Annotated in this window: 22 protein-coding genes and 1 pseudogene; 10 read left to right on the top strand and 13 right to left on the bottom strand. The window is 60.4% G+C overall.

Translation table 11 applies throughout. The features are described from left to right. Positions 1-24: 24 nt before the first annotated feature. Positions 25-1,830 (top strand): phosphoadenosine phosphosulfate reductase family protein, encoded by a 1,806-nt coding sequence (locus U4Y90_RS11905; RefSeq protein ID WP_321794764.1) that lies wholly within the window; start codon positions 25-27, stop codon positions 1,828-1,830. A gap of 247 nt (positions 1,831-2,077) precedes the next feature. Here the strand turns inward: U4Y90_RS11905 and ligD are convergent, their stop codons facing one another. Beyond that, positions 2,078-4,582 carry a DNA ligase D gene (gene ligD, locus U4Y90_RS11900; protein ID WP_321794812.1) on the bottom strand — a complete coding sequence of 835 codons (2,505 nt, stop codon included), beginning with the start codon at positions 4,580-4,582 and terminating at the stop codon, positions 2,078-2,080. Positions 4,583-5,038: 456 nt separating this feature from the next. Here ligD and U4Y90_RS36105 point away from each other — a divergent pair. Both U4Y90_RS36105 and U4Y90_RS11895 read left to right on the top strand, forming a co-directional pair. Continuing rightward, positions 5,039-5,146, top strand: a pseudogene (locus tag U4Y90_RS36105) (DUF2934 domain-containing protein); the annotation flags it as partial. Between the two features lie 108 nt (positions 5,147-5,254). After that, complete coding sequence (locus U4Y90_RS11895; RefSeq protein ID WP_321794763.1) at positions 5,255-5,608, top strand: hypothetical protein; 354 nt, start codon at positions 5,255-5,257, stop codon at positions 5,606-5,608. 85 nt (positions 5,609-5,693) lie between these two features. On the opposite strand, the gene U4Y90_RS11890 is transcribed toward U4Y90_RS11895, so the two are convergent. Genes U4Y90_RS11890 through imuA form a run of 3 tightly spaced genes read right to left on the bottom strand, consistent with a single transcriptional unit; the run spans position 5,694 to position 10,955 of the window. Then, positions 5,694-8,843 carry an error-prone DNA polymerase gene (locus tag U4Y90_RS11890; RefSeq protein ID WP_321794762.1) on the bottom strand — a complete coding sequence of 1,050 codons (3,150 nt, stop codon included), beginning with the start codon at positions 8,841-8,843 and terminating at the stop codon, positions 5,694-5,696. Between the two features lie 11 nt (positions 8,844-8,854). After that, positions 8,855-10,318, bottom strand: coding sequence for a DNA polymerase Y family protein (locus tag U4Y90_RS11885; protein ID WP_321794761.1), 1,464 nt, complete (start codon positions 10,316-10,318; stop codon positions 8,855-8,857). Continuing rightward, complete coding sequence (gene imuA, locus U4Y90_RS11880; RefSeq protein ID WP_321794760.1) at positions 10,242-10,955, bottom strand: translesion DNA synthesis-associated protein ImuA; 714 nt, start codon at positions 10,953-10,955, stop codon at positions 10,242-10,244. The genes U4Y90_RS11885 and imuA overlap by 77 nt, the downstream gene beginning before the upstream one ends. A gap of 106 nt (positions 10,956-11,061) precedes the next feature. On the opposite strand from imuA, the gene U4Y90_RS11875 reads away from it, so the two are divergent. From U4Y90_RS11875 to U4Y90_RS11865, 3 genes are all read left to right on the top strand, one after another. Further along, a complete protein-coding gene (locus U4Y90_RS11875; RefSeq protein WP_321794759.1) occupies positions 11,062-11,331 on the top strand; it encodes a hypothetical protein in 270 nt (89 codons plus the stop codon). A 64-nt stretch (positions 11,332-11,395) separates the two neighbouring features. Beyond that, positions 11,396-11,752 (top strand): hypothetical protein, encoded by a 357-nt coding sequence (locus U4Y90_RS11870; protein ID WP_321794758.1) that lies wholly within the window; start codon positions 11,396-11,398, stop codon positions 11,750-11,752. A gap of 26 nt (positions 11,753-11,778) precedes the next feature. Then, a complete protein-coding gene (locus U4Y90_RS11865) occupies positions 11,779-12,738 on the top strand; it encodes an SOS response-associated peptidase family protein (protein ID WP_321794811.1) in 960 nt (319 codons plus the stop codon). Between the two features lie 75 nt (positions 12,739-12,813). On the opposite strand, the gene U4Y90_RS11860 is transcribed toward U4Y90_RS11865, so the two are convergent. Further along, a complete protein-coding gene (locus tag U4Y90_RS11860) occupies positions 12,814-13,044 on the bottom strand; it encodes a hypothetical protein (protein WP_321794757.1) in 231 nt (76 codons plus the stop codon). 382 nt (positions 13,045-13,426) lie between these two features. On the opposite strand from U4Y90_RS11860, the gene U4Y90_RS11855 reads away from it, so the two are divergent. After that, positions 13,427-14,035: a hypothetical protein gene (locus U4Y90_RS11855; protein ID WP_321794756.1), complete on the top strand. Its 609-nt coding sequence runs from the start codon at positions 13,427-13,429 to the stop codon at positions 14,033-14,035. Positions 14,036-14,142: 107 nt separating this feature from the next. Then, complete coding sequence (locus U4Y90_RS11850; protein ID WP_321794755.1) at positions 14,143-14,577, top strand: Fis family transcriptional regulator; 435 nt, start codon at positions 14,143-14,145, stop codon at positions 14,575-14,577. A gap of 96 nt (positions 14,578-14,673) precedes the next feature. Here the strand turns inward: U4Y90_RS11850 and U4Y90_RS11845 are convergent, their stop codons facing one another. Beyond that, positions 14,674-15,003: a hypothetical protein gene (locus U4Y90_RS11845; protein WP_321794754.1), complete on the bottom strand. Its 330-nt coding sequence runs from the start codon at positions 15,001-15,003 to the stop codon at positions 14,674-14,676. 301 nt (positions 15,004-15,304) lie between these two features. On the opposite strand from U4Y90_RS11845, the gene U4Y90_RS11840 reads away from it, so the two are divergent. Continuing rightward, complete coding sequence (locus tag U4Y90_RS11840; protein ID WP_321794753.1) at positions 15,305-15,622, top strand: hypothetical protein; 318 nt, start codon at positions 15,305-15,307, stop codon at positions 15,620-15,622. Between the two features lie 181 nt (positions 15,623-15,803). On the opposite strand, the gene U4Y90_RS11835 is transcribed toward U4Y90_RS11840, so the two are convergent. Together U4Y90_RS11835 and U4Y90_RS11830 are read right to left on the bottom strand one after the other, a co-directional pair. Next, positions 15,804-16,043, bottom strand: coding sequence for a hypothetical protein (locus U4Y90_RS11835; protein ID WP_321794752.1), 240 nt, complete (start codon positions 16,041-16,043; stop codon positions 15,804-15,806). Between the two features lie 23 nt (positions 16,044-16,066). Further along, a complete protein-coding gene (locus U4Y90_RS11830) occupies positions 16,067-17,017 on the bottom strand; it encodes a site-specific integrase (protein WP_321794751.1) in 951 nt (316 codons plus the stop codon). A 210-nt stretch (positions 17,018-17,227) separates the two neighbouring features. Between U4Y90_RS11830 and U4Y90_RS11825 the strand changes: the two genes are divergently transcribed. Then, positions 17,228-18,094, top strand: coding sequence for an H-NS family nucleoid-associated regulatory protein (locus U4Y90_RS11825; RefSeq protein WP_321794750.1), 867 nt, complete (start codon positions 17,228-17,230; stop codon positions 18,092-18,094). A 537-nt stretch (positions 18,095-18,631) separates the two neighbouring features. On the opposite strand, the gene U4Y90_RS11820 is transcribed toward U4Y90_RS11825, so the two are convergent. The 5 genes from U4Y90_RS11820 to U4Y90_RS11800 all read right to left on the bottom strand — a co-directional run bounded on the left by U4Y90_RS11820 (position 18,632) and on the right by U4Y90_RS11800 (position 25,744). After that, positions 18,632-20,563, bottom strand: coding sequence for a UvrD-helicase domain-containing protein (locus U4Y90_RS11820; RefSeq protein WP_321794749.1), 1,932 nt, complete (start codon positions 20,561-20,563; stop codon positions 18,632-18,634). Next, entirely contained in the window at positions 20,560-22,977 is a 2,418-nt protein-coding gene (locus U4Y90_RS11815; protein ID WP_321794748.1) for an ATP-dependent endonuclease, read from the bottom strand. Before U4Y90_RS11815 ends, U4Y90_RS11820 begins: the two co-directional genes overlap by 4 nt. Before the next feature lie 995 nt (positions 22,978-23,972). Continuing rightward, the gene (locus tag U4Y90_RS11810; RefSeq protein WP_321794747.1) at positions 23,973-24,233 is read right to left on the bottom strand and encodes a hypothetical protein; all 261 of its coding nucleotides are present in this window, start codon (positions 24,231-24,233) and stop codon (positions 23,973-23,975) included. A gap of 175 nt (positions 24,234-24,408) precedes the next feature. Then, the gene (locus U4Y90_RS11805) at positions 24,409-25,077 is read right to left on the bottom strand and encodes an RES family NAD+ phosphorylase (RefSeq protein WP_321794746.1); all 669 of its coding nucleotides are present in this window, start codon (positions 25,075-25,077) and stop codon (positions 24,409-24,411) included. Then, positions 25,070-25,744: a hypothetical protein gene (locus U4Y90_RS11800; protein ID WP_321794745.1), complete on the bottom strand. Its 675-nt coding sequence runs from the start codon at positions 25,742-25,744 to the stop codon at positions 25,070-25,072. Before U4Y90_RS11800 ends, U4Y90_RS11805 begins: the two co-directional genes overlap by 8 nt. Positions 25,745-26,095 lie beyond the last annotated feature (351 nt).

The raw sequence follows: 26,095 nt of genomic DNA, 5'->3' as shown, positions 1-26,095 counted from the left end.
GCTCCTACTCTCTTGGAGCGAAAAATGGAACATGAAGTCTTGTTGAAGGTGGAAGCGGCGATCGGCGTGATGCAGCGCTACGTCGAGCAGGGATACAGCCTGAGCTGCGCCTATTCGGGTGGGAAGGATTCGACCTGCACGTTAGTGCTGATGCTCGAAGCGATCCGTCGTGCGCGTGGCCGTGCTGGCCAGCATTTTGTGCAAAGCGCAGACACGACAATCGAGAACCCGAGCATTGCGAATTTCCTGCACGCCGTGCTGGAAGAGTTGCAGTTATACATCGAAGGGTCGGCACTGCCCGTGCAAATCCACGTGACGCGCCCTTCGTTGGCCAGTCAGTTCGTGGTCTCGACCATCGGTCGCGGCACGCTCGTTAGAACGCCGGAAAATGGCGTTCGGGACGGTAGACGGATGCGGGCGTGCGCGGACAGCTGGAAAGTGAAGCCGGGAGGCCGTCTGCGTGTGTTGCTCGAGCGTCAAGCCGCAAGTGACGGGGCACGCGAGGTGATCACTGTGCTTGGCACGAGACGGCTGGAAAGCGCCTCGCGCGGTGCGGCGATGTTGGAGCGACAGGAAAGCGCGGAACACGCTGTCCGCAACAAGGCCGGCGCGCTCACACTTAGCCCGCTGGCCGAGTGGGATACGGACACGGTGTGGACCATGCTGGCGCTTTTGGCTGATCCGCACGATCTCCCCTTCGCTTCGCCGTTGGTGCCCGCAACTATCCTGCAGTTGTCGGAGATCTATCGAGCCGGCAATGGTGGTACATGCGGCGTAATTGCGGGCGAATCTGGTGCGCGCGCCGCGTGCGGAAGCCGGTTCGGGTGTGCATTTTGTTGTGTCGCCGGTGAGCGTGACAAGTCGCTGGAAGCCATGATAGAGGATGCTCAGTACGCGCATCTGCGACCGCTCAATGACTTCCGCAACTATCTATTGGCCATTCAGTGGGATCTGTCGCGCCGTGAGTTGGTGGGGCGCTCGCTAAGTGATGCGGGCTACACCCGAATCCAGGCGGATACTTATGCGTGGGGATCCCGCATCGAAATGCTCAAACTGTTGTTGAGTATCGATGCGTCTGAGCGCGATCGTGCCGAAGCGCACTCTGGCGATCTGGCGATGGGATGTATCCCGGACACGGAAGAGAACAGGGCGTTGTGCGAGCCGCAGTTCGAGTTCGTGACACCGCAGCAGCTGGTCGCCATCGATTTTTTCCTGTCGATGCATCACTACGCGCCTCACGCGTTTCCCGCGCTCGCGGTCTGGCACGATGTCAATGTATTGGGTCGGCGTTATCCGGTTCCGAAGCTGGAAGCGCTGCCGAAGGCGGATATCGTGCTGCACGGCTGGTATCCGGTCGGACAGTACGACCGCGATGCGCCGGTCGAAGGCCTACGCGATCACGACGCGGAGCGATGGAATCCGTATCGACATCCGGATCGACCTGGGCGCTATGCCAGGACCACCGGCGGCGAACAGACGGTGTATTTCGAGGAAGCCTCGCAGTTCGAGGTCGATGCGCAAGAGGCCTGCCTCTTCGTCACGTGCACGTATGGCACCGCGTTCATGCTCGATACCCAGCATCGCGACGCCATCGAATCAGCGCGGTTCTGGCTGAACGAAGGGATCGTGAAGTTGCCGACCGGCATGGCGCAGCGCTATCAGGACATGGCCAAGCGCGGGCAGTATTTTGCGAGGGTCGCACAACGACTGAACCTGACGCCGGCTGAGCTGGACGCGCATCTTGTGTCGAGTGCAATCAGCGATACGGAGCATGACGCGCTGTTGGGTCATGACCGGCAGCAGCTGAGCCTTTTTGCAGACGCGGCTTAGCTGCAAGCGACACCTTTTCACGAATCCCGGGCTAAACCCCCGGGATTTTTTCGCAAATCGAATTCATCGAAGTTGGGTGCGGGAAGCGCGCAATTTCTCCATCGCGGGTTTTTGCTTCGGTTTCTCGCCGACAAGACGAGCGGCGCTCTCCAGCAGGTGCAGCCGGAGTTATTTTCAGACTTGTGCTGAGCGAGGACACGCCTTCTCCTGTGCCCGAAGCACAAGGTGACCTGGGCGACGACGGGCTTCACGGCAGACGCTCGATTGCCGACGACAACGATTGTCCGGTCGACCAGAAATCCGCCCAGGGGTCCCGCGACTGGAAGCTCAGATATTCGCGCGCCGTCTGGACGCTCCACTGAGCGCCACTCTTCAGGTCAGCGAGTTGTTCCCACGCGATGGGCATTGAAACGCCCATTCCCGGCCGGGCGCGCGCCGAAAATGCCGCTGCGGTCGTCTGTCCTTTCCCGTTGCGCAGGTAGTCGACGTAGACCTTGCCCAAACGGTTCGCGGGTCCAGATATCGCAGAGAAGCGCTCTGGAATCGTCTTCGCAAGGTGACGGACGAACGCCTGAGAAAATGACTTGACGCTCACGTAATTCAGCTCCGCCCTGAGCGGCACGACAACATGCAGACCCTTCCCGCCGGTTGTCTTGAGCCATGCCTTCAGGTCGAGTTCTGTGAGCAGCGTGCGAACGAGAAGGGCCGCCTCCCGAACATGGACCCATTTCACGCCTTCGCCCGGATCAAGGTCAAACACGACTCGGTCCGGCTTGTCGAGCTGACGGACGATCGAATTCCACGTATGGAATTCGATCGTGTTCATTTGTGCGGCGGACAGCAAAGCGTCTGCCGTATCAACCGTCAACAACGGCGGGTGGTTGGGCCAGAGTTCGCGGTTGTGCGCAGTGAGGCCCGGCATCGCAGTTCGCTCGGCATGTTTTTGAAAGAACATCTCGCCCGCCACGCCATCGGGCGCGCGGACAAGGGCTACAGGCCGGTCCTTGAGGTGCGGCAACATCCACTCGGCTACGCTCGCGTAGTAGCGAACAAGATCCGCCTTCGTAATGTTCACCGACGCATCAATGACACGTTCCGGGTGAGTGATTTTCAGCTGCAGGGAGGGCTCCGGGAGCTGTGTCTTTCCTCCCTCTCGGACGACGCTGCGTGCAGGCTTATCAAGGCGCAGACCCTTGAAAGACGACTGTCGTATGACACCGTCGCCTGTCCAATCGGCGAACTCGACTTCCGCGACCATGGTCGGTTTGAGCCACCGTTCGCTGCCTGCAGCCCGTCTGGACCATCGCCGCGCCTTGGTGACCAGCACGTCGAAGGGCGCCGAGTCGACCTCCAGTGGGATGAGGCGATTCCAGAGATCCCGCGCGGTCTTTGAGTCCCATCCGGTGCCAACGCTTCCCGCGTCATGCAGCTTGTCATCCACGTAATAGCCAAGCAACAGGCTGCCGACCTCGCCAGACTTGCCGCCGCGTCCGGTCATGCCGCAGATGACCAGTTCCTGCCTCAACCGGGCCTTTGCCTTTAACCACGATTCCGTCCGTCCTGACTCGTACGGTGCATCGCGCCGCTTGAGTACAAGACCTTCCAGTCCTAATCCGGCAGCCGCTTCGAACACCTGCGCGGGCGGTGCGTCAAAATCCTGACTGAACAGGAGCTGCTCTCCCGCGGCTTCGAGAACAGTCGCCAGTCGAGCTCGGCGCGCCCACAGCGGTACCTTCCTGAGGTCTTCCCCGTCCAGGTACAGCAGATCGAACAGGAAAAACACGATGTCCTGGTTGTTTCGCCCATCAATGGCATTTTGAAGTGCAGAGAAGTTCGGAATCCCGTCTTTGAGCACGACGATCTCGCCGTCGAGCCAGGCGCTCACGATGGGTAGTTCCTTGATCGCGGCGGCGATTGCCGGAAACTTCGCGGTCCAGTCATGCCCGTTTCGCGTGAAGAGCTTGACTCGCCCCTTGTCAATACGAGCCAGCAGGCGATAGCCGTCCAACTTTGCCTCGGTAATCCAGTCGCCGCCTCTGGGAAGCGTACTCGCGAGTGTGGCAAGCTGCGGCTCGAGTTTCGCCGGTAGCGGCACACGCACTGCGGCGGATAGGTCGATCGCCAAGTCGTGGGCGCCGGGGCGTGGCGTTGTCTTCGGTTCGCGTTCTTCGAGCAGCCCCAACGGATTGGCAACGACGCTATCAGGGAGCGCCTTGATCACGTCGTACTCATCGATGGGGCGGGCCCACTCGTCCCGCTTCTTGAACAACATCCACTGGTCCTGCTTGTCGTCGGGCTTCGAGATGCGCACCAACTCCCATAAACCGGCAAGCTTCTCACCGTGCAGGCGAAAGACGAGCTTCCCGGCCTCCATGCCTTTCACGGGATCGCCGACGGGCTCCCATGTTCCGTGATCCCACACAATGACCGTGCCGGCGCCATATTGCTTCGGCGGAATCGTGCCTTCGAAGCCTGCGTAAGACACAGGGTGGTCTTCGACATGGATCGCCATCTGCTTTTTGCTCGGATCGTAGCAGGGACCCTTCGGAACGGCCCACGAAAGTAGAACGCCGTTGAGTTCGAGCCGGAAATCGTAATGCAACCGGCTCGCCCAGTGCTTTTGCACGACAAAGCGGAGTGCGCTGGCGGAACTTTCTGCGGTAGACGCAGGCGGCTCGCGCGTGATGCTGAAGTTCCGCTTCTTCCTGTAGTGAGCGAGAGGAGGCGCGGCGGTGTCGCGGGGCGAGGCCATGAGGGCAATTGAGTCAATCGGTATGAGTGCCTGGGGGCCGATGGTCATCACCCGCAGCACCGCGTGCACGGTTGGATATCAACCGCGCGCGCGGTCACAGTTCGTTTCGAACGCCAATGTCGGGGCTAGGGCGATTTTTTTTTGGCGTCCTCGTCCGCTTTGTCGCCGTCGTCCGTCTCGATCCGCGTCGTGCCTCCGGTCGCCGGAGGGTCGCTTGCGGGGAACGTATCCTCGACCGCCCTATCGACGCGGTCCTCCGACTTTTTCGCTGTTTGGATTTTGCTCGATCGGTGTCGTGGCCATCATAGTTTCCTCCGAAGTGTATTGCCGAAACAGCGCAAAGAACATTCCATTTATCGCGGCGCGAGTGGGCTCGACTGGGGAAGACCGCGGCGCGTTGAGCATCGGAAGCGGAACTGCTATGTTTGCTGCACTTCAACTTTTGGGACGGCTCCCATGCCTACGCCGCTATCTATAGACGAAATTCGTGTCCGTGCCTATTTATTGTGGGAGGCTGAAGGTTGCCAGCAAGGACGTGGCGACCATTATTGGCACGCGGCGACGCATCAACTCGAACATGAGCGTGTTTCGGCGCCCGAAAGCGCGAGCATTGACTCTGCCACGGCGCCCGACGCTCCGAAGCCGAAGACAGCGAAGCGAAGAGGAGCGGCAATGGTCGATAAAGCCACGCCTGACAATGTTCGCCAAGGAATTGGCTCAGTGACGAATGACGAAGAGAACGCCGGGAAGAGTAGCCAGGTGGCGGCGAAGCGTCAGAAGAAGACCAGTACGAAGGCCGATAGGAAGGGCGATATAAAGGCCAGCGCCGAATCTGACATGAAACCGGACACGAGGTCCAACGCCGCAGCACAAACGAAAACTGAGGCGAAGGCGAAAGCAAAAACAAAGGCAAAGACGGAAACGAAGGAGAAGGTGATGGCGCCTGCTGCAGCTCCGAAAAAGGCGACGAAGTCGCGACGTACCAAAGAAGACGCCGGGCAAGCGGAGGCAAGCAAAGCGCCGTAGTCGGAAGCGACGGATCGATCTTCGACAGGTACGGATGACCGGCGGCTGAACCGGGTCAATGGACTCGACCTCGGACGAGTGGATCTCAGCAGAAGTTGCGGCTCACGGTCGTGAGCCCGCCCAGCAGATGCGACATGTCGACGAGCCGCTGAGCGACGAGGTGGCGGACCTCGCCTTCACATTGCCAGGTGCCATACACGGCAAGCAGTGCCGCCCCCAGCGCTTCCTTTCGTTGCTTCTCGAGGAGGGACGGCCAGATGATCACATTGACGTTTCCTGTCTCGTCCTCGAGCGTCACGAACATGACGCCCTTGGCGGTGCCTGGCCTTTGCCGCACCGTGACGAGCCCACAACCCCGTGCCAGTCGACCGTTTCGATAACTGCGAAGCGTAGAAGCGGGCATCAGTCGTTGTTCGAGGAGCGTCGGCCGCAAGAGCGAGAGAGGGTGCCGGCCCAGCGTCAGTCCTGCGGCGTTGTAGTCGCTGACGATGTCCTCAGCCTCAGACGGCGCGCCGAGCTCAGGCGTCTCGTCATCGATCCGGCTTTCGGCGAGGATGTCACGATCGGGCACGGCCGCGACGGATTGCCAGAGTGCTTCGCGACGGTTGCCGGCAAGCGATCGCAACGCGTTCGCCGCTGCCAACACCTGAAGATCGCGCCGATCGAGCTGTGCTCGTCTTGCCAGATCGCTCACGCTTGCGAAGGGCTTCACGGCACGCGCGTTCTCGATGCGCTCCGCGGCGCCGTCACGCATGCCTTTAAGCAACGACAGTCCGAGACGAACAACCGGCTTCGCACGATCACTCCGTGGCTCAAGCACCGAGTTCCAGCCGCTGATCGTGACATCGATCGGCACGACTTCGACGCCATGGCGCTTCGCGTCCTGCACCAACTGTGAAGGCGAGTAAAAGCCCATTGGCTGCGAATTGAGCATCGCCGCAAGGAAGGCGGCCGGTTCGTGACACTTGAGCCAGCTGCTCGCATATACCAGCAGCGCGAAGCTCGCCGCGTGACTCTCCGGAAAGCCGTACTCGCCGAAGCCCTTGATCTGCTCGAAGATGGCTTCGGCGAACGCGAGTTCGTACCCACGCTTTCGCATGCCGTTGACAATGCGATCGTAGTACTGCTGCAGGCCGCCCTTGCGTTTCCACGCGGCCATTGCGCGTCGCAGTTGATCCGCCTCGCCCGGGGTGAAGCCGGCGGCAAGGATCGCGACCTGCATGACCTGTTCCTGAAAAATTGGCACACCCAGGGTGCGGCCGAGCGCCGTCTTCAACGCGTCGCTCGGATACGTCACCGGCTCGAATCCTTGCCGGCGTCGCAAGTAGGGGTGGACTGCGCCGCCCTGAATCGGCCCCGGCCGCACGATCGCGACTTCGATCACGAGATCGTAAAAGGTCCGGGGCTGTAGACGCGGCAGCATGCTCATCTGCGCGCGGGATTCGATCTGGAAGACGCCGATGGTATCCGCCTGCGAGATCATCTCGTAGGTGACCGGATCCTCAGGTGGAATGTCCTGCATTTCGAACTGCTCACCACGCTGCTCGGAGACGATATCGAGTGTGCGGCGAATCGCCGACAGCATGCCGAGCGCGAGCACGTCAATTTTCAAGAGGCCCAACGCTTCGAGGTCGTCCTTGTCCCATTGAATCGCGCTGCGATCCGCCATCGCCGCATTCTCGACCGGCACGAGCCGCGTAAGCTTGCCGCGACTGATGACGAAGCCGCCCGAGTGCTGCGACAGGTGGCGCGGAAAATTCAGTATCTCCGCGGCCAGCTTCGCCCACATCCTGATCAGCGGATTGGTCGGATCGAGACCGGACTCTTCGAAGCGCCGCAACAGGTCCTGCGAATGATCGAACCACTGGTGCGACTTGGCGACCTTGTCGACGATCTGCGGATCGATGCCGAGTGCCTTGCCGGTCTCACGCAGTGCGCCGCGCGGCCGATAGGTCGAGACGGCGGCCGCAATCGCGGCTCGATCGCGGCCGTACTTTCGATAAATGTACTGGATGACCTCCTCACGCCGCTGATGCTCGAAGTCGACATCGATGTCGGGCGGCTCGCCGCGCTCCTTGCTAATGAATCTTTCAAAGAGCATGTTGCCGCGCGACGGATCGACTTCGGTCACGCCCAGGCAATAGCAGACGGCGCTGTTTGCCGCCGACCCCCGGCCTTGACACAGGATGTGCTGGCTTCGCGCGAAGCGCACGATGTCATAGACGGTGAGGAAATAGGCCTCGTAGCGCATCTCGTGGATCAACTGCAGCTCATGCTCGATTTGCTGCTGGACCTCGTGCGGAATGCCAGCCGGAAAGCGCTTATGCGCGCCGATGTACGTCTCCTGCCGCAGATACGCCTCGTGCGTGAAGCCATCCGGGACGAGCTCATCGGGGTATTCATAGCGCAGTTCATCCAGCGAGAACGTGCAGCGCTCCAGGATGTTGAGTGTCTGGGCGAGCGCGTGCGCGGGGTACAGGTTGGCGAGGCGCAGGCGAGAACGGAGGTGCTGCTCCGCGTTGGGCGCGAGATCATATCCACAGTCGGCGACTGGCTTGCCAATCCGAATCGCCGTCATCGTATCTTGCAGTGGCTTCCTGGAGCGAACATGCATCACGACGTTCCCGAGCGCCACGACGGGCACGCGGTGGCGTTCGGCGACGTACTCGACGCTGCCGCGGTGGATATCATCCATCGCGCGTTGATGCAGGACGAGGCCCACCCACGCGCGTGCAGGAAAGGTTTCGTTGAGCCACTCGACCTGCGCGGAGAGCGCGTCTTCCTTCGCGGGAAAATCCGGCACCAGGATCGCCAGGCAGTCCGGCATGCCGCGCAGATGGGCGTACTCCTTCTCGGGCTTCGAGAGATCGTGCGGTGTGAGCATATAAGTGCCCTTCGCCGCACGCATGCGGCCGAGCGTGATCAGCTCGGACAGGTTGCCGTAGCCGTTGCGATTCTGCGCGAGCAGGATGAGGCCGAACGCCGGGCGCTTGTCCGCATGGACCAGCCGAAAGTAGGAGCCGATGATCAGCGGCAGCTTTTCTTCTTTCGCCTGGACGTGGGCGCGCACGACGCCCGCGAGCGAACACTCGTCCGTGATCGCGAGGCCCGAGTAGCCCAGTCGCGACGCACGCAACACGAGTTCTTCGCCATGCGAGGCGCCGTGCAGAAACGAAAAGTTCGTGAACGCGAAAAGCTCCGCGTAGTCGGGCAAGACCGACGAGAAGAGATCCACGGCGACACCGATTATCCGAACAGCCCGTGGAGGAACCAACGCACTTCTTCAGTCTTGACGCTCGGCCGCTCGCGGTAGATCCAGTAGCAGCTTTTATCGGTGGCTTCCGCGACGTAGTAGTCGCGCGTGACCAGCGCTCCGTCGTGCCAGCCCGCTTCGATACGCTCGCCGGTCGAGACCAGCTTGAGCGGCGAGCCATAAAACGGTCGGTGGTTCTTGATCATCAGCCGCACGGGCGTGTCGAGCAACCACGTCGGACGGGGAAGTTCGGCTGGGACGGGGCATGCTTTGGCGGTGTCCTGGACCGGCACCCATTGATTCGCCTGTTCGGGGCGGTGATCTGACGTCGGCGCGGGCCGCAGCACGTTCTCGGCACCCAAGCGAGCCACCAGTAATTCGAGGAGGCGATTGTGATCCTGCGCGGACCCGCCGGGGTCGGGGAACAGCGAGTCGCTCGGTGGCTCGGCCGGCTGCACTTTCGATGCCGTGAGACGCACCGCAATGACGGCTGCTTCGAGCTCGATGCGCCCGAGTCGCTCTTTCAGGAGACGAACGAGGTGCTCCTCGTGCCAGGTGGGTTCGGCAAGCGCGATGTCGATCACCGTCGGCTGGATGGCCTGGCGGCCGCGCTCGTGTTCGAGCGTGACCGTCGCTTGCGTGAGCGCGAGTTGCTGTGCACTCAACCAGCCGCACAACTGCACGATCAGGCGCCGCGCGGAAAACAGAACGGCCTCCGCATGCTCAACGCGATCGGGCAGTTCGGTGCGCGCGCTGAAAGCGGGCGGTAATTCCAGCCACTCGTAGAGTTCGGGCGACAGGCCGTAGGCGCGGTCAAGAGAATCCAGTAAGTCCACGCCACACCTCTTTTTAAGCCCTGCACGCGGCAGGCGCCGAATATCGTTGAGCACTCGGCAGCCGAGGCCGTTGAACCACTCCGCGAACGACCGAACCTCGGGAACCACCATGAATGGCAGCTCCCCGAGATGGCGTTCGAGCGAGCGCATCTTGAGTACGCGTCGCCGGCCGCGTTTGGCAAGCAGCCATGCACCTTGGCCCGTGGGCGCCACGCTCATGCGCGCGGTCACGCCGATCGCATCGATCACCTCCCGGATCTGTCGACAGATGCGCACGATGCCGCCGAAGAGCCGGAGGCTTGCCGTCACGTCGACAATGATGGTTTCTTCCTCGCGCACGGCGACCTGAGGGGAGAAACGCAGCAGCGCGAACGCGACCTCGCGCTGCACGTCGAGCTCACGTGCGGGGCTGCGGTCAACCATCAACGCGTCGGCCGCGAGTGTCGTCACCCCGCCGCGCTTCATGCCCACCATCACCCCTGCGTCTCTTGCTGCCTGATCGAGCACGATCACCTTGTCGCGTTCGAGCACCACACAGCCGTGTTCAATCGGAGATGACCATCTCGGACGAAACACCTCCAGCGAAAGCCGGGGCAGGAAGATGGCGACGAACACGGCCATGAGGGCTGAGCAGAATCGGAGACGGGTGAAGGTGAATGGACAGTGGGTCGGTTCGGGTGGGACCTCGTCGCTTGATGACATCGACGACGATTCCGCCGTCGGCGGGCCGCACACCCAGCCGTAAGGTCGCGGGCGACGAATCCTGGGCGGCGGCGAGCGGTCGAACAAGAATCAGCAATGTTTCGGTCGCTTGTGCCGCCAGATGCAACCGCCGCAACGCCTCAGACCGGATGTGCTGTTGCCAGAAGAGCAGCGCGCCGCAACTTCGCGCGTTCAGCACGCGCTCGGCGCACCACAGCGCGTCGGCCGTCTTCGAGGCTCGCAGCAACATGAGTTTGTCCAGCGGCAAACCCAGGTAGGAGAACGCGAGGCTGTTCGGTACGTGCGGCGCCTGCAGCAGTGCGACAGGGCGCTGACTTGCGGCCACCAGCGCGGGCTTGAGCAGCCGCATTTCTCCGATCCCCGGCTGCTGAACCAGCAACTCCACCAGCGCGCCGATCGGCCAGCCGCCGCCGGGCAGTTCGGCTGACAGCGCGGCGTAGCCGGTGTCGATCGTCTTGCCGTACGCACGCGCGAGTTCAGACCCGAGCCACAAACCGGGGTGCAGCGATGTGATGTGTTGAGGCAGAGCGGCCATGGTAATTGGGGCTGGCAAGAACACTGTATAAATATACAGTGGTATCTTAGCTCAAAAACTGAAGCGGTGAATTGCTCCCTTTTAGCTGATGACACCGAGACACCCGATGCCGGAGTTCGCGGACTTCGTCGCCAAGTTGCGCGAGGCATTCGGCGACGTGACCATCGACGGGGCTGTCACCTGCGGCAAGGCGGGGGAGCCCGCGTTTTTCGCGCGAGAGAATGGGCGGACGGTCGGGACGAAGTCGATGGAACACTTCAATTGCTGGCCGGTCGACGCCAGCGTGCGTGACCGGCATTATCGCAAGGGGTGCGACGGTTCGTGCGTCGGGACGGGATTGCGTTGTAGCGAGCGAACTCCGGGCGCCCGCGGTTGAAAGTCCCGAGCTTCGTCCGCACCTGCGTTTAACGCCGATGTTTCGAGAACATGCAGGGAGCCAGATGAAAAAACCCGATATTGATGAACTGACAGGCGCGCGTGCCGATCTACTGTGCTTCCTGGTGGCGACCGTCGCCGCCTCCTACGCGCTGACCCAGGAATGGCGCGTCGACCATGTCGTCGAGAGCTGCCGGATCTGGCTCAAGCGCAACCTCGTCACGATGAACTGGCTCGAGCGGATCCGTATTGGCCAACTGGCCCTTAAAATCGCTCGCCGCGACCTAAAAGGGGCGGGCATCGCCGTGCGCCAATCGGACGTACAAGCGCTCTTTAGCGGGGACATGGGGCTGAACCATGCGAGCACCGTGGTCCAAAAGATGATGAGGCTGTGCCGCACGGCGACGGGCACGGCAACCTAACCGAATCGATATCGAAGGGGGTGGCGGTGTGTTACTCGGCGCAGATTCAGGCGGACTATCGCAAGTACGTGAAGATGTTCGGCGCGCAGATGGACATTCGAGAGTTCGCGCGTTTGTTCTGGGAGCGCGCCGAAGGCAGCAAGGCGAAGATTCCGAAAGCGATGGAAGACGCTTTCCGCGAACCCCAGTCCGACGACGAGCGCCAGATCAAGCAATTCATCGATCGGTTCAACACCGATCAGGCGGCCACGCTCGAACAGGATCTCTTCAAACAGCGTAAGCGTCTCGCCGATGCTGAGCGCACGCTGCAGACGAAGGTGACCAAGGCCGCGACAGAAAGCCGGCGCATCGCGACCGACAAGATCGACTGGACCTTAGGTCGGCTCGACGACTTGCGACGCACGATGCCCCAAGATCGCGACTCGCGGATTTTTCCCGGCCATTACGCGCCGGTGCTTGTCGTTGAGAACGGGCAGTATGTCGTGAAGCCGATGCGTTACCAGTGCCGCATCGCCGGCAAACCCGCGAACTACGACGCGCGCTTCCCAGGCACGTACAACGCGCGGCTCGATCGGCTCGAAGAGTACTGGCGGCCGTTGTTCGGCTATTCGCACGGGCTCATGATCGTGAATCGGTTCTACGAGAACGTGAGTCGCGCTCGCATGGAAGGGCGCACGCTCGGGGAGGGCGAGAAGGACGAGAACGTCGTACTCGAGTTCACGCCGGATTCGGGTGGCGACATGTTGGTCGCGTGCCTGTGGTCGCGCTGGATGGCCAAGGATCAGCCTGACCTCTTGTCATTTGCAGCCATCACGGACGAGCCACCGCCTGAAGTCGCGGCTGCCGGCCATGACCGTTGTATCGTCCCGGTCAAGCCGGAGCACGTCGAAGCGTGGCTGAATCCCGATGCGTCGAATCTGGATGCGCTCTACGCCATTCTGGCCGACCGCGATCGACCCTATTACGAGCATCGCCTTGCTGCTTGAGATGGCCGCGCAAATCGGCCCGTTCAGATTGCGTGCGTGCCCTATGTAATCGCCATTCACGCGACCGTCACGCGCCTACTGGTGCGTGATCTTGAAAGGTGGGAGCGGAAGGGTCTCGCCGTCAACGAACGCAAACGCGCAGCGAATCGCGAAGCGGTAAGCGCCGTCTTTGCTCGCAAACAACCCAAGATCGCCCAGGGAAGTCGCCTGCCCGTCTTGTTCGAGGATGGATGCGCGGGCCACGAAGGCGCGTCCGACGCGGGTGACCGATGGCTGGATGGCTGCACCATGGTGATAGAAGATCATTCTATCTGTCCCCTTTATGTCGTGCATGTCAAGTTAGCAATACTGCGGACAAAAATATAACGGTCGGAGATTTCCCTTTTTTGAACCGCCGCTCGATCCTGCTGCGCGCTCGTCAATCCGTCATCCTGCGAACCCCATCATGAGCGGATTGCGGAAAGCATCGCCGTCGAATCCTCCATCCATTAGATACCCGGTATTTTCACGGATGTAAGTTGAGTGAGCGGAAGTCCTTATACTTTCGTCTCCAAAACTTCGAGGACTCGCCATGTGGCCAGCGCAGTGGCAGCAGCTGCCGGCATTTCTGACGCACATCGATTGGCCCAGCTGGTCGAGTTGGTCGAGTTGGTCGAGTTGGCTCGGGATCGTCGGCACTTCGAGTGCCGTGAGTTCCATTGTCGTGCTGTCGCTGCAGGGGGTGAGGAATCGAATCGTCCGGCGACGGGAGCGGCGGGATGTCGCGCTGGAAGTTGCGATCTCGCTCGAAGGCTATGCGCGCGAATGCCGCTCCATGATGCACCGCGCCGACTGGGCACGTGAGGAGATCGCGCGCTCGGGAAGCCGCGACGCAGCAAAAAGCGCGACGCTGCCGGCCTTCTCGTTTCCTGAACGTATCCAGTGGATCAGGCTCAGTCATCGCGTCGTATCAGAACTGCGTGACTTCCCAGCCAGCGTCCATTCGGCTCGGAATGATCTGGACGCGTTCGCCGAATTCGGCGAGCCGTCCGCGTATTGCGACGAGGTGAGTGTCGAAAGCGCGAAGGCGGCGCGAGATGCGCTGCTCCTGGCACGAGAGACCCGAAAGAAGCACGGCTGCGTGCCGTGGCGCCCGGGTGCGAAGGATGCGGATCTAACTCGCGAGTTGCTGATCTTCATTTCCAGCGCGAGTGAGAAGCGTCACGCGCAGCAAGATCATCGCGCCCCGCACCGGCCTGTGCAGTGGCCGACACGCTCGGCGTCGGCCGCCGGTGAGCCTGCGGTGGCGTCTCACTGAGCCAGCGCACTAAGTCAACGCTGTGAGCCATCGCACTCAGTCAACTCACTGAGTCAACGCAGTGAGTCAACTTAGTGAGTCAAGCAAGCGAGAAAGTATTCGAAATCATGCCCGTATCCAAGAAGCGGAAGGCTCCGAAGCGGCCTGCCCGCGTTCCGTCCAAGCGATATCTGTTGCCGATGCCGCGACAGGAGGCGGACGGACTCTGTCTCCAGACGCGGCTGGCACTGGAAGCGGCGCGATCGGGACGTGCCGCAGGTCGGGAAATAACTGTTCTGGCACAGGCCGTCCTGTTGACGAGCTTCGTCACTGAATCCGGGCACGGCCTGCTTCCGCTGAGCTTGGTTCGTCAGGTCGAGGAAGCCGTGCTCGCGATACTCGACGCCGGCAAGAAATCGGGTGGATGGAGCGTCAACGAGGAGATCATCGAGTCGCTCACGGTTGTCGTCAACGAACACGATCGCCAACTGCGAGAAGTGCGAATCTCAGAAATCGTCTCGGCGACCGAACGTTTGGACAAGATGATCTTGACGGCGAGTTAGGCGGTTCGTGGCGCTCTGTGGTGATCCAGCATCGATTCAGTCGTGGTCGATTGGGCGATTGAAGCCGATGCGACGCTCGTCAAAACCGCTATGCAGTCAATCATCAAGGTCGGGAGGCGGGTGACCTTGTGACGGAGTGAGCAGCCATTCTTCCGCCTGCTCGAGCAGGCGCCGAGCGTACTCGGAAACGAATGCGCTGTCGTTGTGATCGGTCTTCCCGAAAACGCTCACCATCACGCGTCGCGCTTCGTCCGCAAAGGCGACCCGGCTTTGTTCCGAGTCGAAGAAAACATCGGTGACGATCCTTTCGGCAATGTCGTCGATTGTCCCAACGACTTGCCCGTCGAGCAGGATCTTGGCCGTCGCATTGACGCCACGTCTTGTCTCGGTGAACTGGATGGTAAAGGGATCAATGGTGTAAGTCATGTCGGCCTGATTGAGAGCGTTAGGTTGCGTGCCGGTCTAGTCCGCACAACCCGGCACAGCTCTCAGGCTATTCCTGCCTCACCGAAGTCAAGGACGCTCGCACCTTCAAGTCCGTCGGGTACCGTCCGGCGCCACCATCGACCTTTCTATCTTGCGCTGCTCCACGGTAGGCTTTGAATTCCGTGATGGAGACGGCATCTGTCTCGTTCTTTCATAGGATGTTGCCCAATGAGATTCCGAAGGAACGGGAGGACGTCCAAATGATGTTGCCGATGCTGGTTTCAATCGCGGTGCGGCCGCGATGAAACGCAAGCTGCCGCGCTTTGAGCCCGTCGGCGTGGACGAGGGGAGGGCGCTCTGGCTGAAATATCGAGGAAACTCCGACGTTCAGCGCATGCTGTTGGAGATCGCGCAGGCGCGCGAAGCCGTTCGTGAAATCGCGGACTACTTTTCCGTGGTGCAAAAGGCATGGGAGGAAGAGAATCTGGGGCAACTCGTTGCGTTGGAGAAGATCCGACTATTGCTCATGGAGCAAAGTCTGCGGCACCACGCGCTTGCTGGGTTGAAGCCGCCGCCCCGCGACGAACCAGACGAGCCCGAAGCCGCGCTCGTCGATTGAATACTGCCGTTCGTCGGCATGCTGCAAAAGTCGCGCTGATCTGCCGGGCTAGGAGCTCGCGCGATCGTGACAATTTGACTGTACATGCTTCGATCCAGAGCGGCGCGCCATCGGTTGCTGCTGTTGTCCGAGACGCCGTGCCCATCAGCTGTGCCTCTGCGTCCTACCTGTCGGCCAGGTTCTATTTCGACCGATTGAGGATTTTGACGTCAAAGCCATCAGGCCATCCCTGGTTCACGACGCGCAAGGCCTCCTCCGCGATCACCTCGGGGGCGACGTCGTCGTAGTCGCCATGCGGCGTGATCAGCAACAGCGCACACGGGGTGCCTTTCGCGGCAGAGATCTTCTCGGCGAGCGCCGTCATCTCGTCGCTCCAGCGTTGAATTTGGTCGTCGAGGATCTTCTTCTCATTCTTCTTCATCGGTCATTTCCTCTTGTAAGGCGCTACCCGACGATACTCGTCAGTTCCCATGTTTGTCGCAGCCGAGTCACCGTGCGGTGGCTCGATAATCCCAGCAGGTTGCTGACCTGTTCGTTGGTGCCACCCGCAGCGATGTGGCGCCGGCCATAGGTATTACGGAGCAGTCGGGGACTTTCGTCCGCGGCCGAAAGACCGGCGCGTTCCAGAGCCGCGCGAACGCACTTGACCAGGGTGTCCGGTTTCATTGGCTTACCGCTACTTGTCGCCACGAAAAGCCACTCGGTCGGACAATTCAATGCTGCGCGGAACTCGCTGTACGTGCGCAGCACGCCGTGTGCGAAGGTGTCGACCGGTACACGTCTGGCCAGCCGTGGACCGTGCTTCTGCACCAAGAGGCTCGGCCGCATGCTTTCAACGTCCAGATCCTGCACGCGCAGCAGGCTCAATTCGGCTGCCGTCACGCCGCAGGCGAGAAAGAGCGCCACGATCGCCGTGTTCCGCAAGTCCTTCGAGGATTGAAAGTCCCTCCCTTCGCAAACCGCCTGCAGCCGCCTGTCGTCTCCTTCCGACAGGTAGATCGGTACGGGTTCGTCCTCCGGCCAGTGCTCGTGAATCAGCATCTCGGCCGCGGGATTTTCCGAGCGCATTTCGATCGCGACCAGATGCCGAGCGAATCGATCGATCAACTTGAGATACCGATGCCGTGTGGTCGTCCCTGGCTGACAGTCGTGAGCAAGCTCCTCAAAGAATCCCTGGATATGGTCAGATCCGAAGGTGACCACGCTTTGTCGGCGCGCAGACAGATAGTCGTTGAATCGGGAAAACATCGAGCAATGCTGGATGACGGATTGATCGGCAAACGCATGCCTATCCGCTCCGGTGGCTTCGTCACGTTGCCATTGCGAATAGGCTGTCTCGGGATCGGAAATCCACAAATCTATCGGCATAAAAATCGATATACTGAATTGTGCCAACCTCCAATCTAACGCGAAGCTCACGCTTCGCCAACACCTGTCTTTAAGCGGAAGGCTCTAAAGTTCGCCCACCGAGAGACGAATGCTCCAAAAGGTATTGCGACTTGTCTATGCATTGAGCCCATTTCAGTGACGGTTTGTGCGACACCGCTAGCTCGATTGTTTGCATTCGTGGCATAGTGCCGATACTTTTCGAATGCGGAGGATGAGATGGCAACTCTAGATGCAATTCAAGCGCGCATCAAAAAGCTTGAAGCACAGGCGCAAGCGCTCAAAGCCAAAAGCATGAGCGGCGTACTCAAGCAGATTCATGACCTAATGGCTCGGCACGAGATTTCGATGGAGGATGTCTCTGCATTCGTTGGCAAGGCTGCACGTAGTATCAAAGCGAAGGCAACGGGGAAGGCCGTTGCAGCTAAATACGTCGATCCGAAAACGGGCGCGTCCTGGAGCGGACGGGGCAGGGCGCCCGCATGGATTGCGAACGCGCGCGATCGAAATGCGTTCCTGGTGGAGGGGGTAGCGTCCAGCGGAGTCGCAAAGGCCCCAGTGGCGCGCAAGAAGGCGACTCGCAAGGGACCTCAACCCGCCCTCTACCGCGATCCGGTATCAGGCAATACCTGGAGCGGATTCGGTCGTGCGCCGGCCTGGATCGCGGCTGCCAAGGATCGTAGTGCGTTTCTCATTGCCGTGAATGGCGTCGAGAGTGAGGACGGCAAGAAAGCGAAAGCGGCTCCGGTAAAGAAGGCCGAGGCCGCTAAGAAGTCTCAGACAAAGGCGGTGGCGTCTGCCAAGAAGGGAACGCCTTCCGCCAAAAAAGCGGCAGTAAAGAAGGCAGCGGCAAAGAAGGCAACGGCAAAGAAAGTCGCGTCAAAAAAGGTGTCGGCAAAGAAGGCGGCCGTCGCAAAGAAGGGCGCGCCAGCACAATCGGAAGGTAAATCGGCTGCATCGAAACGCGCCCGATCGATTGGTGGGCGTTCTGCTCGGAAGACTCCGCTGACGACGCAAAGTGCGGTGCCGGAGGTTGAGAGTTCGGTGCAGTCCGCCCCGGCTGAAGTGCAAGCTACAGCAAGTTGACCACGCAGGCCTCGATTGTGCGTGGTACGGCCATCGAGATACGGCGGACAGACATTGTCACGAATGGCATTGAACTGAGCCTGGCGCGTCGCCGCCGACCAAGCAGGCGCGCTAGCGAAGCCGGTCCGACAGTAAGCTGATACGCACGGCGGCGCGCTGACTGAGGCGTGCGTAATGTGACGAGCCCCGCCCCGACTGATCGCTTATGACTGACATGCAGGACGCGTGTTCGGCCTTAGCCGACGCTCGCAGTTCGATCGCCCTGCGGCTGCTTCATCGCGCATCGCTGTCGTCGACTCAACGGTGCAAGCGAACGTCAAGTTCAGCCAGGTGTGAAGAGGCTATTACGAGCCACAAAAGACGGTCAGCTTTCGCGAAAGCGGCCACAGGCCGCCATCCGTAGGCCAAGATAACAACTTGAAGAAGGGCAGCAAGCTGAAAGAATATTCAATTGGTCGCCACGGCCGCCTCTCCGAATTTAACGGAACCTCGAAGCAGGTTGTGCGCCTTCTTCAAGCAGGTCACACAATCGTCTGGCTATGACCCTCCAGATAGCGCCTCGTACGTGAAGACTGCGCTCCGCGGCAGGATCCCACTCGCCACGACGTTTTCTAGTGTGGTTGCTGGGTCAGCAACAAAGAACACCAGCATTAGCCCTCGCTTGGCCCGGGTGCAACAGACGTACAGCAGTCGGAGCGTTCGACTCCACGTGTTTTCATCACCTTCCCGAGCCCGTGCATGATCTGCCGCGCGGGCCTCAGCGCTGGCAAAGATCCGCTCGTAGTTGTACGTTCGGTAGTCACTTTCCTCCTCGTCCATCACTACGACGACGCGGTCGAATTGGGCGCCTTTCACGCCGTGTTGCGTGGCATAGGGTGATCCTTCTGAGACGTAACTTTCGTAGGGCCGAAGCTCTTGCGCAGAACACTTGAAGAACTTGTTCATCGCAGCGTCCGAGGACCGCCCTTCGGCCGGAGCGGCATCAGCCGCCGCGACCTCTTGAACTGCGTCGGAAACATCTGCGACAAAGCCAAGCGCACGCTTATAGCGCTCGTCGAAATCGAATAGGCCGGCATCGCGAAGATGGATGGCTATGTCGCCAACAGTGGTGCCGACTTCATCCAGCATGGCGACGAGTCTCAAAACGGCCGCGTGCAGCTCACGCAAAACTTCCGCAGCACGGCGGCCGGTCAGGGCACCAGGCGCCAGGCGCGGACTGAACTCCCGGAGCAGGTTCATCGCTGCGAACTCGTTGCCGGCTTTCATCGCTGCAACGGTCGGCAGCGCGAAACTGAGGAAAGGTCGAACAGGCCACCCGGTACCGTCCTGCATCCCTTGCTTCATGGCGTCCGACGTCCTATCGTTCAGCGCCGAGTAGATGCCGCCGAATCCGAGCCGATTTGCGGCCATTCGGTGCACGATAACAAGAATTTTGACCGCTAAGTCTGGGGTCGTCCAACCTTCGTCGTTGTTCGCTACCGCGCTCCATGCCCGTATCCTTGCCAGGGCCTCAGTCCGGTTCAGCGTGTTCGGCAGGACGAACATCCGGGCCGAGCCTTCCACGGGCTTAAGCTCACCATCGACCCTCTCGTGCAGTCCACGGACTTGCTCCATGCCGTCGCCCTGTGCGCGCACGGCGTTGGCGACGTCAAGGATCTGTCTTGCGCAGCGAAAGTTCTCCTGCTTGGTGATGGCCCGCCAATGGTCTGCTCTCGGGATGTCCCCCGCGCCTCTCATGAATATCGACTGCATCGGGTCACCAAAAAAGCCGAGGCAGAACTTGCCTTGCATCTGGGCTTCCACTTCCTTGAAAGACTGGACCACGCCCGGAAACGTATCTTGACTCTCGTCAATGAACACGAACGGGTAGTTCAGTGCAACCACCCTCCGGAATAGCGGGCGGTTTTGCAGAAGGAAGTCACCGAGTTGAAGGATGTCTTCGTGGCCGAGGATGCCCTTCGCGTAGTCACTGCCGACGCCGTAGTTGAACGTCTTGATACCGTCCAGAGCTTCAAAATTTCGGGCATAGCGCTCCCGGTCGGATTTGTTCCTGTCGCGCGTCGGCTGCCGAACGCGCGGGCCGTAGTTCTCGAATTCTTCTTCCAGCGCGGAGATCCGCCTACGGATGTCGTTCTTCACCCAAATTTTGATGTCGGCCTGAAACGTCTTGGTAATGGCCCAGTAAAAGCTATGGATGGTCGAGACATGAACAAGCGGGTCATCGTTGACGTCCGCCAGGATTTCGTTGGCGGCGAGGTCTGTATAGGTGATGCAGGCGACCTTCTGCTTCTTCGCCCTCATGCTGGCGCCGTGCTCCGTCATCACCCAATCCAGCGCCTTGACGAGGGAGGTGGTCTTGCCGGAGCCTGCTCCGGCTCGAACGACGAAGGGCTGCGGAGGAGTTGCGGCAATGCACGCATGGATCTCGCGGTCGGCGTCGGTGTCCGGGCTATCGACTCGTCTGCTCATACCGTCTGCTCCGCTTTGGCGAGGACGGCGACGGCGACGGCCGCAGTCGGCTCAATCGTTCTGACCTCGGCGGCGATGGTCGCGTCCGCTTCAAGTTCATGGGCCACCTTCGCTTCAAGCCAGGCCAACCCCTCGGAGATGTACGCGGGAACCTTCCAGCCATTGAGCGGCCCACTTGCGAGGACCTCTAACGCAAAGCGGGTCTTGTCGAAGTTCTTGCCGACCACCCTGTCATGTAACTTCTCAGCCAGTTCCTCGGGGCTGCTCGGCGCGCGTTTGAGCTTGAGGCCGACCGCCCTGTTGGTCTCGGCCTGGCACCAGTCGGCGTTCTCAAGGCCAAAGGCCTCCTCAAGCGTGCGGCCGCAGAGCTGCGAGGTTGCCGTACCCACCGTCACCGAAATTTTTGTCTGATAGGCCACTCGGACCGCTGCGCTGGAACCGCCGGCTAGCGACAACGTCTTTTGCTCGGCCGTGACTTCCCAGAGTTCGGCCACCGACCGCTTTTTCGGGATCCAGCTGATGAGGGTCTGGTTGGACGTGACCGCGCCTTCCACGTGCGCATGGCAGGTGCTGCCGCGCTTCTTGGACTTCTTCTTGCCGCTCGGCTCCGCCGTGTCGTCGTCTTCGAGTTCAAACGGCTTCAGGTCGTCGTCGTCCTCGTTATCACCGTCGAGGACTACTCCAGCGCCGGCGCCGTTCGCAGCGGCCTTCTCCGCATCCGACTTGACCATCACACTATCAATGTCCGTGATGACCAGTGTCGTGAGCCCGACGAAGGCGATGAGTTCCTGGAAGCGATGCGCGAACGCGCCACCGACTTCGAGAATGGTCAGGGCGGAAGACCGCAACCGCTTGGCAGCCGACTCGATCATGGCTGGCAAGAGCAGGCGCTCGACATTGCCTTCGACCAAGATCACTGCATCGGAAAAGAAGAGGTCGCAGTGCGTAAGCTTCAGATACCGCTGCAGGAATTCGCGCGCGGGAGCGCCGTCAGCGTCGGTCTTGAAAAGGGAAAGATTCCGCACGTCCGTATGATGGTCCAGCTGGTCGCTGACGCGGCGGAAGTACCGGATGGGGGAGAACCCGCGCTCATAGAGGATATGCGGGGAATGCGTAGTGATGACGAACTGCGTATGGAAAAACGTCGCGTGTTCCTTAGCATCCTCAAGCAGACGCAAAACGTTCCTGATGAAGACTTGCTGGATCTGCGCGTGAAGGTGCGCCTCAGGCTCTTCAATGAAGACCAGATGCAGCGGCGCCCGCTTCTCCTCCTCGGCCTTCCACTGCTCGTGAAGGTCGAGCAGTTCAACCACCATGTAAACCAGGTTCTTGAACCCTAGGCCGTTGTAGCTGTCGGGCAGTTGTGCGGTTGCCGCGCCCGGAACCATGTAGTGAACCTTGGCGTTCTGCCCCAGGACGGTGGTGGGATCCAAATCCGCCCGAATCACGATCTCGGGGTTATTCACGCCCGGATAGCCGAGCTTGGCTAGGCGCTTGAGGGTGTCGCTGAAGACTTCCTCCAGGTGGAAATTTAGTTCCCTCTCTGAGGTATCGAGCGCCTTGAGGGCCGCGTGATCGTCCCCACGCTTCTCCAGATTGCGGTGATAGAAACGGCTTAGGCGCCGCGACAGGCTCTCGGCGCGGTCAGAGCTGCCAGCATCCGGGTCGTCGAGGTGCCGCTGCGCGCGCAGAAAGTCCACCCTCACCAGTGATCTGAGGATGGCCGCGCCGCCCGGCTCCTTGCCTAGGGGTAGCGGCTCGTAGTCAGCCTCTGCGTGATAGCCGACGAAGGCCCGCTCATCGAGCACGTAGTAGCGGAAAACGTATTCCTTGTGCAGCTCCTTGGCGAGGTATTTCGTGAGGCTTTCCGGCCAGGGCCTGTACTCGCTGGCCTCGGCTTCCACCTCAACCGCATCTTTCGCGTCCGCCTCGGCGGCAGGCCCACCGGCTGCCTTGCGCTTGGCCGCCAGCGCAAGCGCCGCGTTGTTGGCTTTCTGTTGCAGTTCATGGAACTTCCGGACAAGCTCATAGGCATCGCGTGGCTCGAACGCAACACGGATCCCAACGCACTTGCCGTCCCACTCCGTGCTCGGCAGCAGCGACATTGCGGTGGCGAGATCGTCTTCACCGACACGGAACCAGAGATCCAAGAGGATGGACGGCAACCTCCCAGGCGCTTCCTCATCCTCTTGAGCCGATCTACCGATGGCGTCGATTTCAGCCCACAGCGCAGCGCTGAAGTCGAAGACCTCAAGCTTCTTCGCATCGCCTCGGAGCATCGAGTACAGCCCTTGGACAGCGGACGTCTTCCCGCTGTTGTTAGCGCCGACGAAGATGGAAATCTCGTCATCGAGCTCGATGACAACGTCCCGCAGTCGACGGTAGTTCTGCAGCCGATATGCCTGTAGTTTCATGACCACCTCTTATCAATTGTTGCCGGGGTGGCTTGGCGTTGAGCACGCCGGCCGGCAGCGTTCCTATGAGCGTTCGCGCGCATTCTTACTTGCTGGATGTAACAGCATCCAGCTACCAATGGATACGTGTCTTATACGGCGCACGCTCATTCCCCGCGCATAACATGCACTTAGCACATCCATCCCGGAGTAACGACGACCTTTAATCTATTGCTACATGCTTCGGCGGGGTGGCTGCGCGGATCTCGATCATTAGAATCTCTGGACCGTGCAGGTCTGCCGCGCAGACTGGTCGGTCTTGAAGTTCGGCTTCCGGTCTCCGCACACGAACCTAGGTTATCGGCAGCAAACGCTGATTCTTTACCAAAGCTTTTCGAAGGAGAAGAGAGGCCGATCAGTACAATCAGATCGCAAATACGCGATGCAATCAAATAGGTACGTGACGGTGCATCCGATGCCGATAGCCGATCGGAAGCAAGCAAATTAACCGTTCTTTGATGCGCAGGTGATGACCGCAGATGGCCAACCGACCTCTAGCCTGGGTCATGTGAACGATGTCGGGGTTCGAAAGCGGCTGGTGACGCTTGCCAGCGACGGGTCGGCGGACGGGTAGCCTGGCGCCATGTCTCGGTCTTCAACGACTGAAAGTCATCTTGTAGCGGGCCTCAGTTGGGAATCGGCCCAATGACCGCAAAGGCCGACTAGACGCACGACATGAGTTCATCAAGGGCAGTCGACGCGTTTATCGCATCTCCGCTTCGGGGCTCATTGGGGCAAGCCGCCTATTGACGCCCTCGACTGCACAAACGCGGAGCTTCAATGGGCGACGTGTTGAGGGCGATAGCGTCCCTGGCGGATGTCCAGGAGATTCAGTCAAACAAAGAATGGCGGCGCCCGCCGGCGCTCGGACGATGCTGGTTCGAGCGCTTCGGAAGCTCGCTGCCGCATTTTGTCCGATCGGTTGAAATTAGTCGCGCACGAGTACCTAGCGGCATTCAGCTTGCCTTGGCGAGCGGGCGAACATCAGGGTTGGCCGACTCAATCAGATCCAGCAGCGAAGAAGCAGCCGCCAACTGTGCAGGCAGGAGGTGCCGTGTTTCCAGAAGCCGAGTGACGCGACGCCGCCAGTAAAAGAGCGGAAGGACTTGGTTGGGGTAGGCGACTTCCACCGAAATAACGCTGCGCAGATGCACGAGATCGGCGTCAGTCAGCAACAACTCATAAGCACTGGGGGCAGGGCGGCGGTCCGGTTCCATGGCTAGATATCGGCGCTGGAGCGAACTTCTTAAGCTTCCGCTGATACGAACCGCCCAGTTTGGGTGTGAGCGTGCTTTTGCTGAACACCCGCTGCCGCGGTAGCGAGTGCGTCGAGCCCGAAGGTCTCCAAGCCTTGGCTCGCGAACGCAGGCCTGGATCGTTCGACAATGGCTTCTAGACCAGATTTACGCCCAACTCCGAAGCAAGCGAAAGGATCAAGTTGTAGAGTTTGACATCGCTCGTCAAATGCGTGGGGCCATCGAGATGCGCAAGATCTTCGACGCGAACCCGATCACCAAAAATGATCAAGGCGAGTTCCCGGTCGTGCTGACGCGAGACCCAACAGAGTCCGTCGATATCCGGACACTGTTCATGCAGTGCAGCGCCCCAACTGCGGGTGTAGGGGTAGCAATCCGCTTCCGTATCGATCAGTTGCGAGCGCTCGATGCCGAGCTTGCGCAGTGGAACATTGCTCAGGTCCGCCAAGATCAGATCGCGCCGCGGAGCCAGTACGGTGTGTCGCTGCGTCTCGAGCTTCGACTTCTCGTATGTCTTCAGGCCCGAAGCGTAGGGAACGTCATGGAAGACGGTTTCCATCGCAGCGCACTCGACCGTGGTGCCCCCGTAGAGTGTCGGAATAGGGTGTCCCGCGCGAGTTTTGATGGGGCTGAATCGAGCGTTTCCTTTGATGCCGGGATTGAAGGCGTTGCCTGCATACTGCTGGTGATGCACGCGATGGATCAGTCGAGAGGTGTCCCACCGTGTGCGCTTGACCAGGGCTTTCAGATCATCCGGTGGCGACGGCAAGAAGCGTCTTGCCGGCGCCGTGACACCTTCATCCATGTACGACGCCCTCGACCTCAGCCTCCGCCGCTGTAATCACGCGTTTCGGATCAGACTGCAAAACGTCCAGTGGGCGGGCGCCCCCTAGATAGCTGTTGACCGATGCGAACCAAAAGGCGAGCGCCCAGCCGTCTTTGCTGTTGCCAAAAACTTTCAGCACGTCGGTCATCTCGCGCCGGGGTCGGTATTTCCGGTCGGGATCGAGACCGTAGGCGGGAAAGTGATCCTTTCCATTGATGTCAACAGCGTAAATCAGGCCGTCATGTTTCCAGCGATTCGGCTGTTGGCTTGGGTTGCTGCCGCTCAGTTCTGCCAGCTGGGCGATCTGTGCCGCTGTCAGCCAGTCACTGGCCTCCAGAACGCCCTTCATCGCGGCCTTACGCATCGCCGCTTCCCTGAGCGTATGCTCGGGCAGGGGAACGACGGGCGTGACGGCCCGCAGCAACAGCTTTTGCTGTTCTTCGCTTTGTTCGTTGAACAGCGCGTCCGCGAGCGGGCCCAGACGTTGGATCGCTTCAGCGAGCGCCGCTGCTCGCTCGACAGGGCCGCGGATGGTCACCGTCACGATCGTTTCGTCGCGCATTTTCTCGAGTTCTTTCCCGACGGCCGTGGCCGAACCGGTCAACGCGCTAAAGCGCATAACGTTGCTGACATCATCGAGTCTCATGGCGAACCTCCCGCAGATCATGATCATTATTATGCCATAAAAATGATAATCTCAATCACACCTGTGCCCTGGCGGCGAGTTGAGTGAGCGTTTTTGGCGGGTTCGCGGCATATCGCCAGGATTCGCTGTCTGCATAGAGACGCGTTAGCCTCGCGGCGTCCAACGAAACACGCCCGGCCGGAGCCTAGTCGTGTCCAGACATCCGCATAAGGCGCCCCAAGTGCCGTTCGACTCCTCGGTCGTGCATGGAACGTTTCTACCACGTGGTAGAACAACGAGTTTTTGCCCCACAGATCGTAAATTGCCGACCTGACAAAACCCAACGGCGAGTTGCAAGCATACATGCTAGCT

Origin of the sequence: Caballeronia sp. J97, from assembly GCF_905220305.1 — a bacterium.
Taxonomy (GTDB): domain Bacteria; phylum Pseudomonadota; class Gammaproteobacteria; order Burkholderiales; family Burkholderiaceae; genus Caballeronia.
Note: the sequence above shows the minus strand (reverse complement) of the source record. Positions and strands in the feature narration are given on the sequence as shown.

Coding starts and splice junctions, on each gene's coding strand:
- U4Y90_RS11810 (WP_321794747.1), bottom strand. CDS start 24,233: ATGGAACCGGACCGCCGCCCTGCCCCCAGTGCTTATGAGTTGTTGCTG.
- U4Y90_RS11885 (WP_321794761.1), bottom strand. CDS start 10,318: ATGGCCGTGTTCGTCGCCATCTTCCTGCCCCGGCTTTCGCTGGAGGTG.
- U4Y90_RS11850 (WP_321794755.1), top strand. CDS start 14,143: ATGCCCGTATCCAAGAAGCGGAAGGCTCCGAAGCGGCCTGCCCGCGTT.
- ligD (WP_321794812.1), bottom strand. CDS start 4,582: ATGGCCTCGCCCCGCGACACCGCCGCGCCTCCTCTCGCTCACTACAGG.
- U4Y90_RS11825 (WP_321794750.1), top strand. CDS start 17,228: ATGGCAACTCTAGATGCAATTCAAGCGCGCATCAAAAAGCTTGAAGCA.
- U4Y90_RS11845 (WP_321794754.1), bottom strand. CDS start 15,003: ATGACTTACACCATTGATCCCTTTACCATCCAGTTCACCGAGACAAGA.
- U4Y90_RS11805 (WP_321794746.1), bottom strand. CDS start 25,077: ATGGATGAAGGTGTCACGGCGCCGGCAAGACGCTTCTTGCCGTCGCCA.
- U4Y90_RS11875 (WP_321794759.1), top strand. CDS start 11,062: ATGCCGGAGTTCGCGGACTTCGTCGCCAAGTTGCGCGAGGCATTCGGC.
- U4Y90_RS11860 (WP_321794757.1), bottom strand. CDS start 13,044: ATGATCTTCTATCACCATGGTGCAGCCATCCAGCCATCGGTCACCCGC.
- imuA (WP_321794760.1), bottom strand. CDS start 10,955: ATGGCCGCTCTGCCTCAACACATCACATCGCTGCACCCCGGTTTGTGG.
- U4Y90_RS11870 (WP_321794758.1), top strand. CDS start 11,396: ATGAAAAAACCCGATATTGATGAACTGACAGGCGCGCGTGCCGATCTA.
- U4Y90_RS11905 (WP_321794764.1), top strand. CDS start 25: ATGGAACATGAAGTCTTGTTGAAGGTGGAAGCGGCGATCGGCGTGATG.
- U4Y90_RS11800 (WP_321794745.1), bottom strand. CDS start 25,744: ATGAGACTCGATGATGTCAGCAACGTTATGCGCTTTAGCGCGTTGACC.
- U4Y90_RS11840 (WP_321794753.1), top strand. CDS start 15,305: ATGAAACGCAAGCTGCCGCGCTTTGAGCCCGTCGGCGTGGACGAGGGG.
- U4Y90_RS11895 (WP_321794763.1), top strand. CDS start 5,255: ATGGTCGATAAAGCCACGCCTGACAATGTTCGCCAAGGAATTGGCTCA.
- U4Y90_RS11815 (WP_321794748.1), bottom strand. CDS start 22,977: ATGAAACTACAGGCATATCGGCTGCAGAACTACCGTCGACTGCGGGAC.
- U4Y90_RS11835 (WP_321794752.1), bottom strand. CDS start 16,043: ATGAAGAAGAATGAGAAGAAGATCCTCGACGACCAAATTCAACGCTGG.
- U4Y90_RS11820 (WP_321794749.1), bottom strand. CDS start 20,563: ATGAGCAGACGAGTCGATAGCCCGGACACCGACGCCGACCGCGAGATC.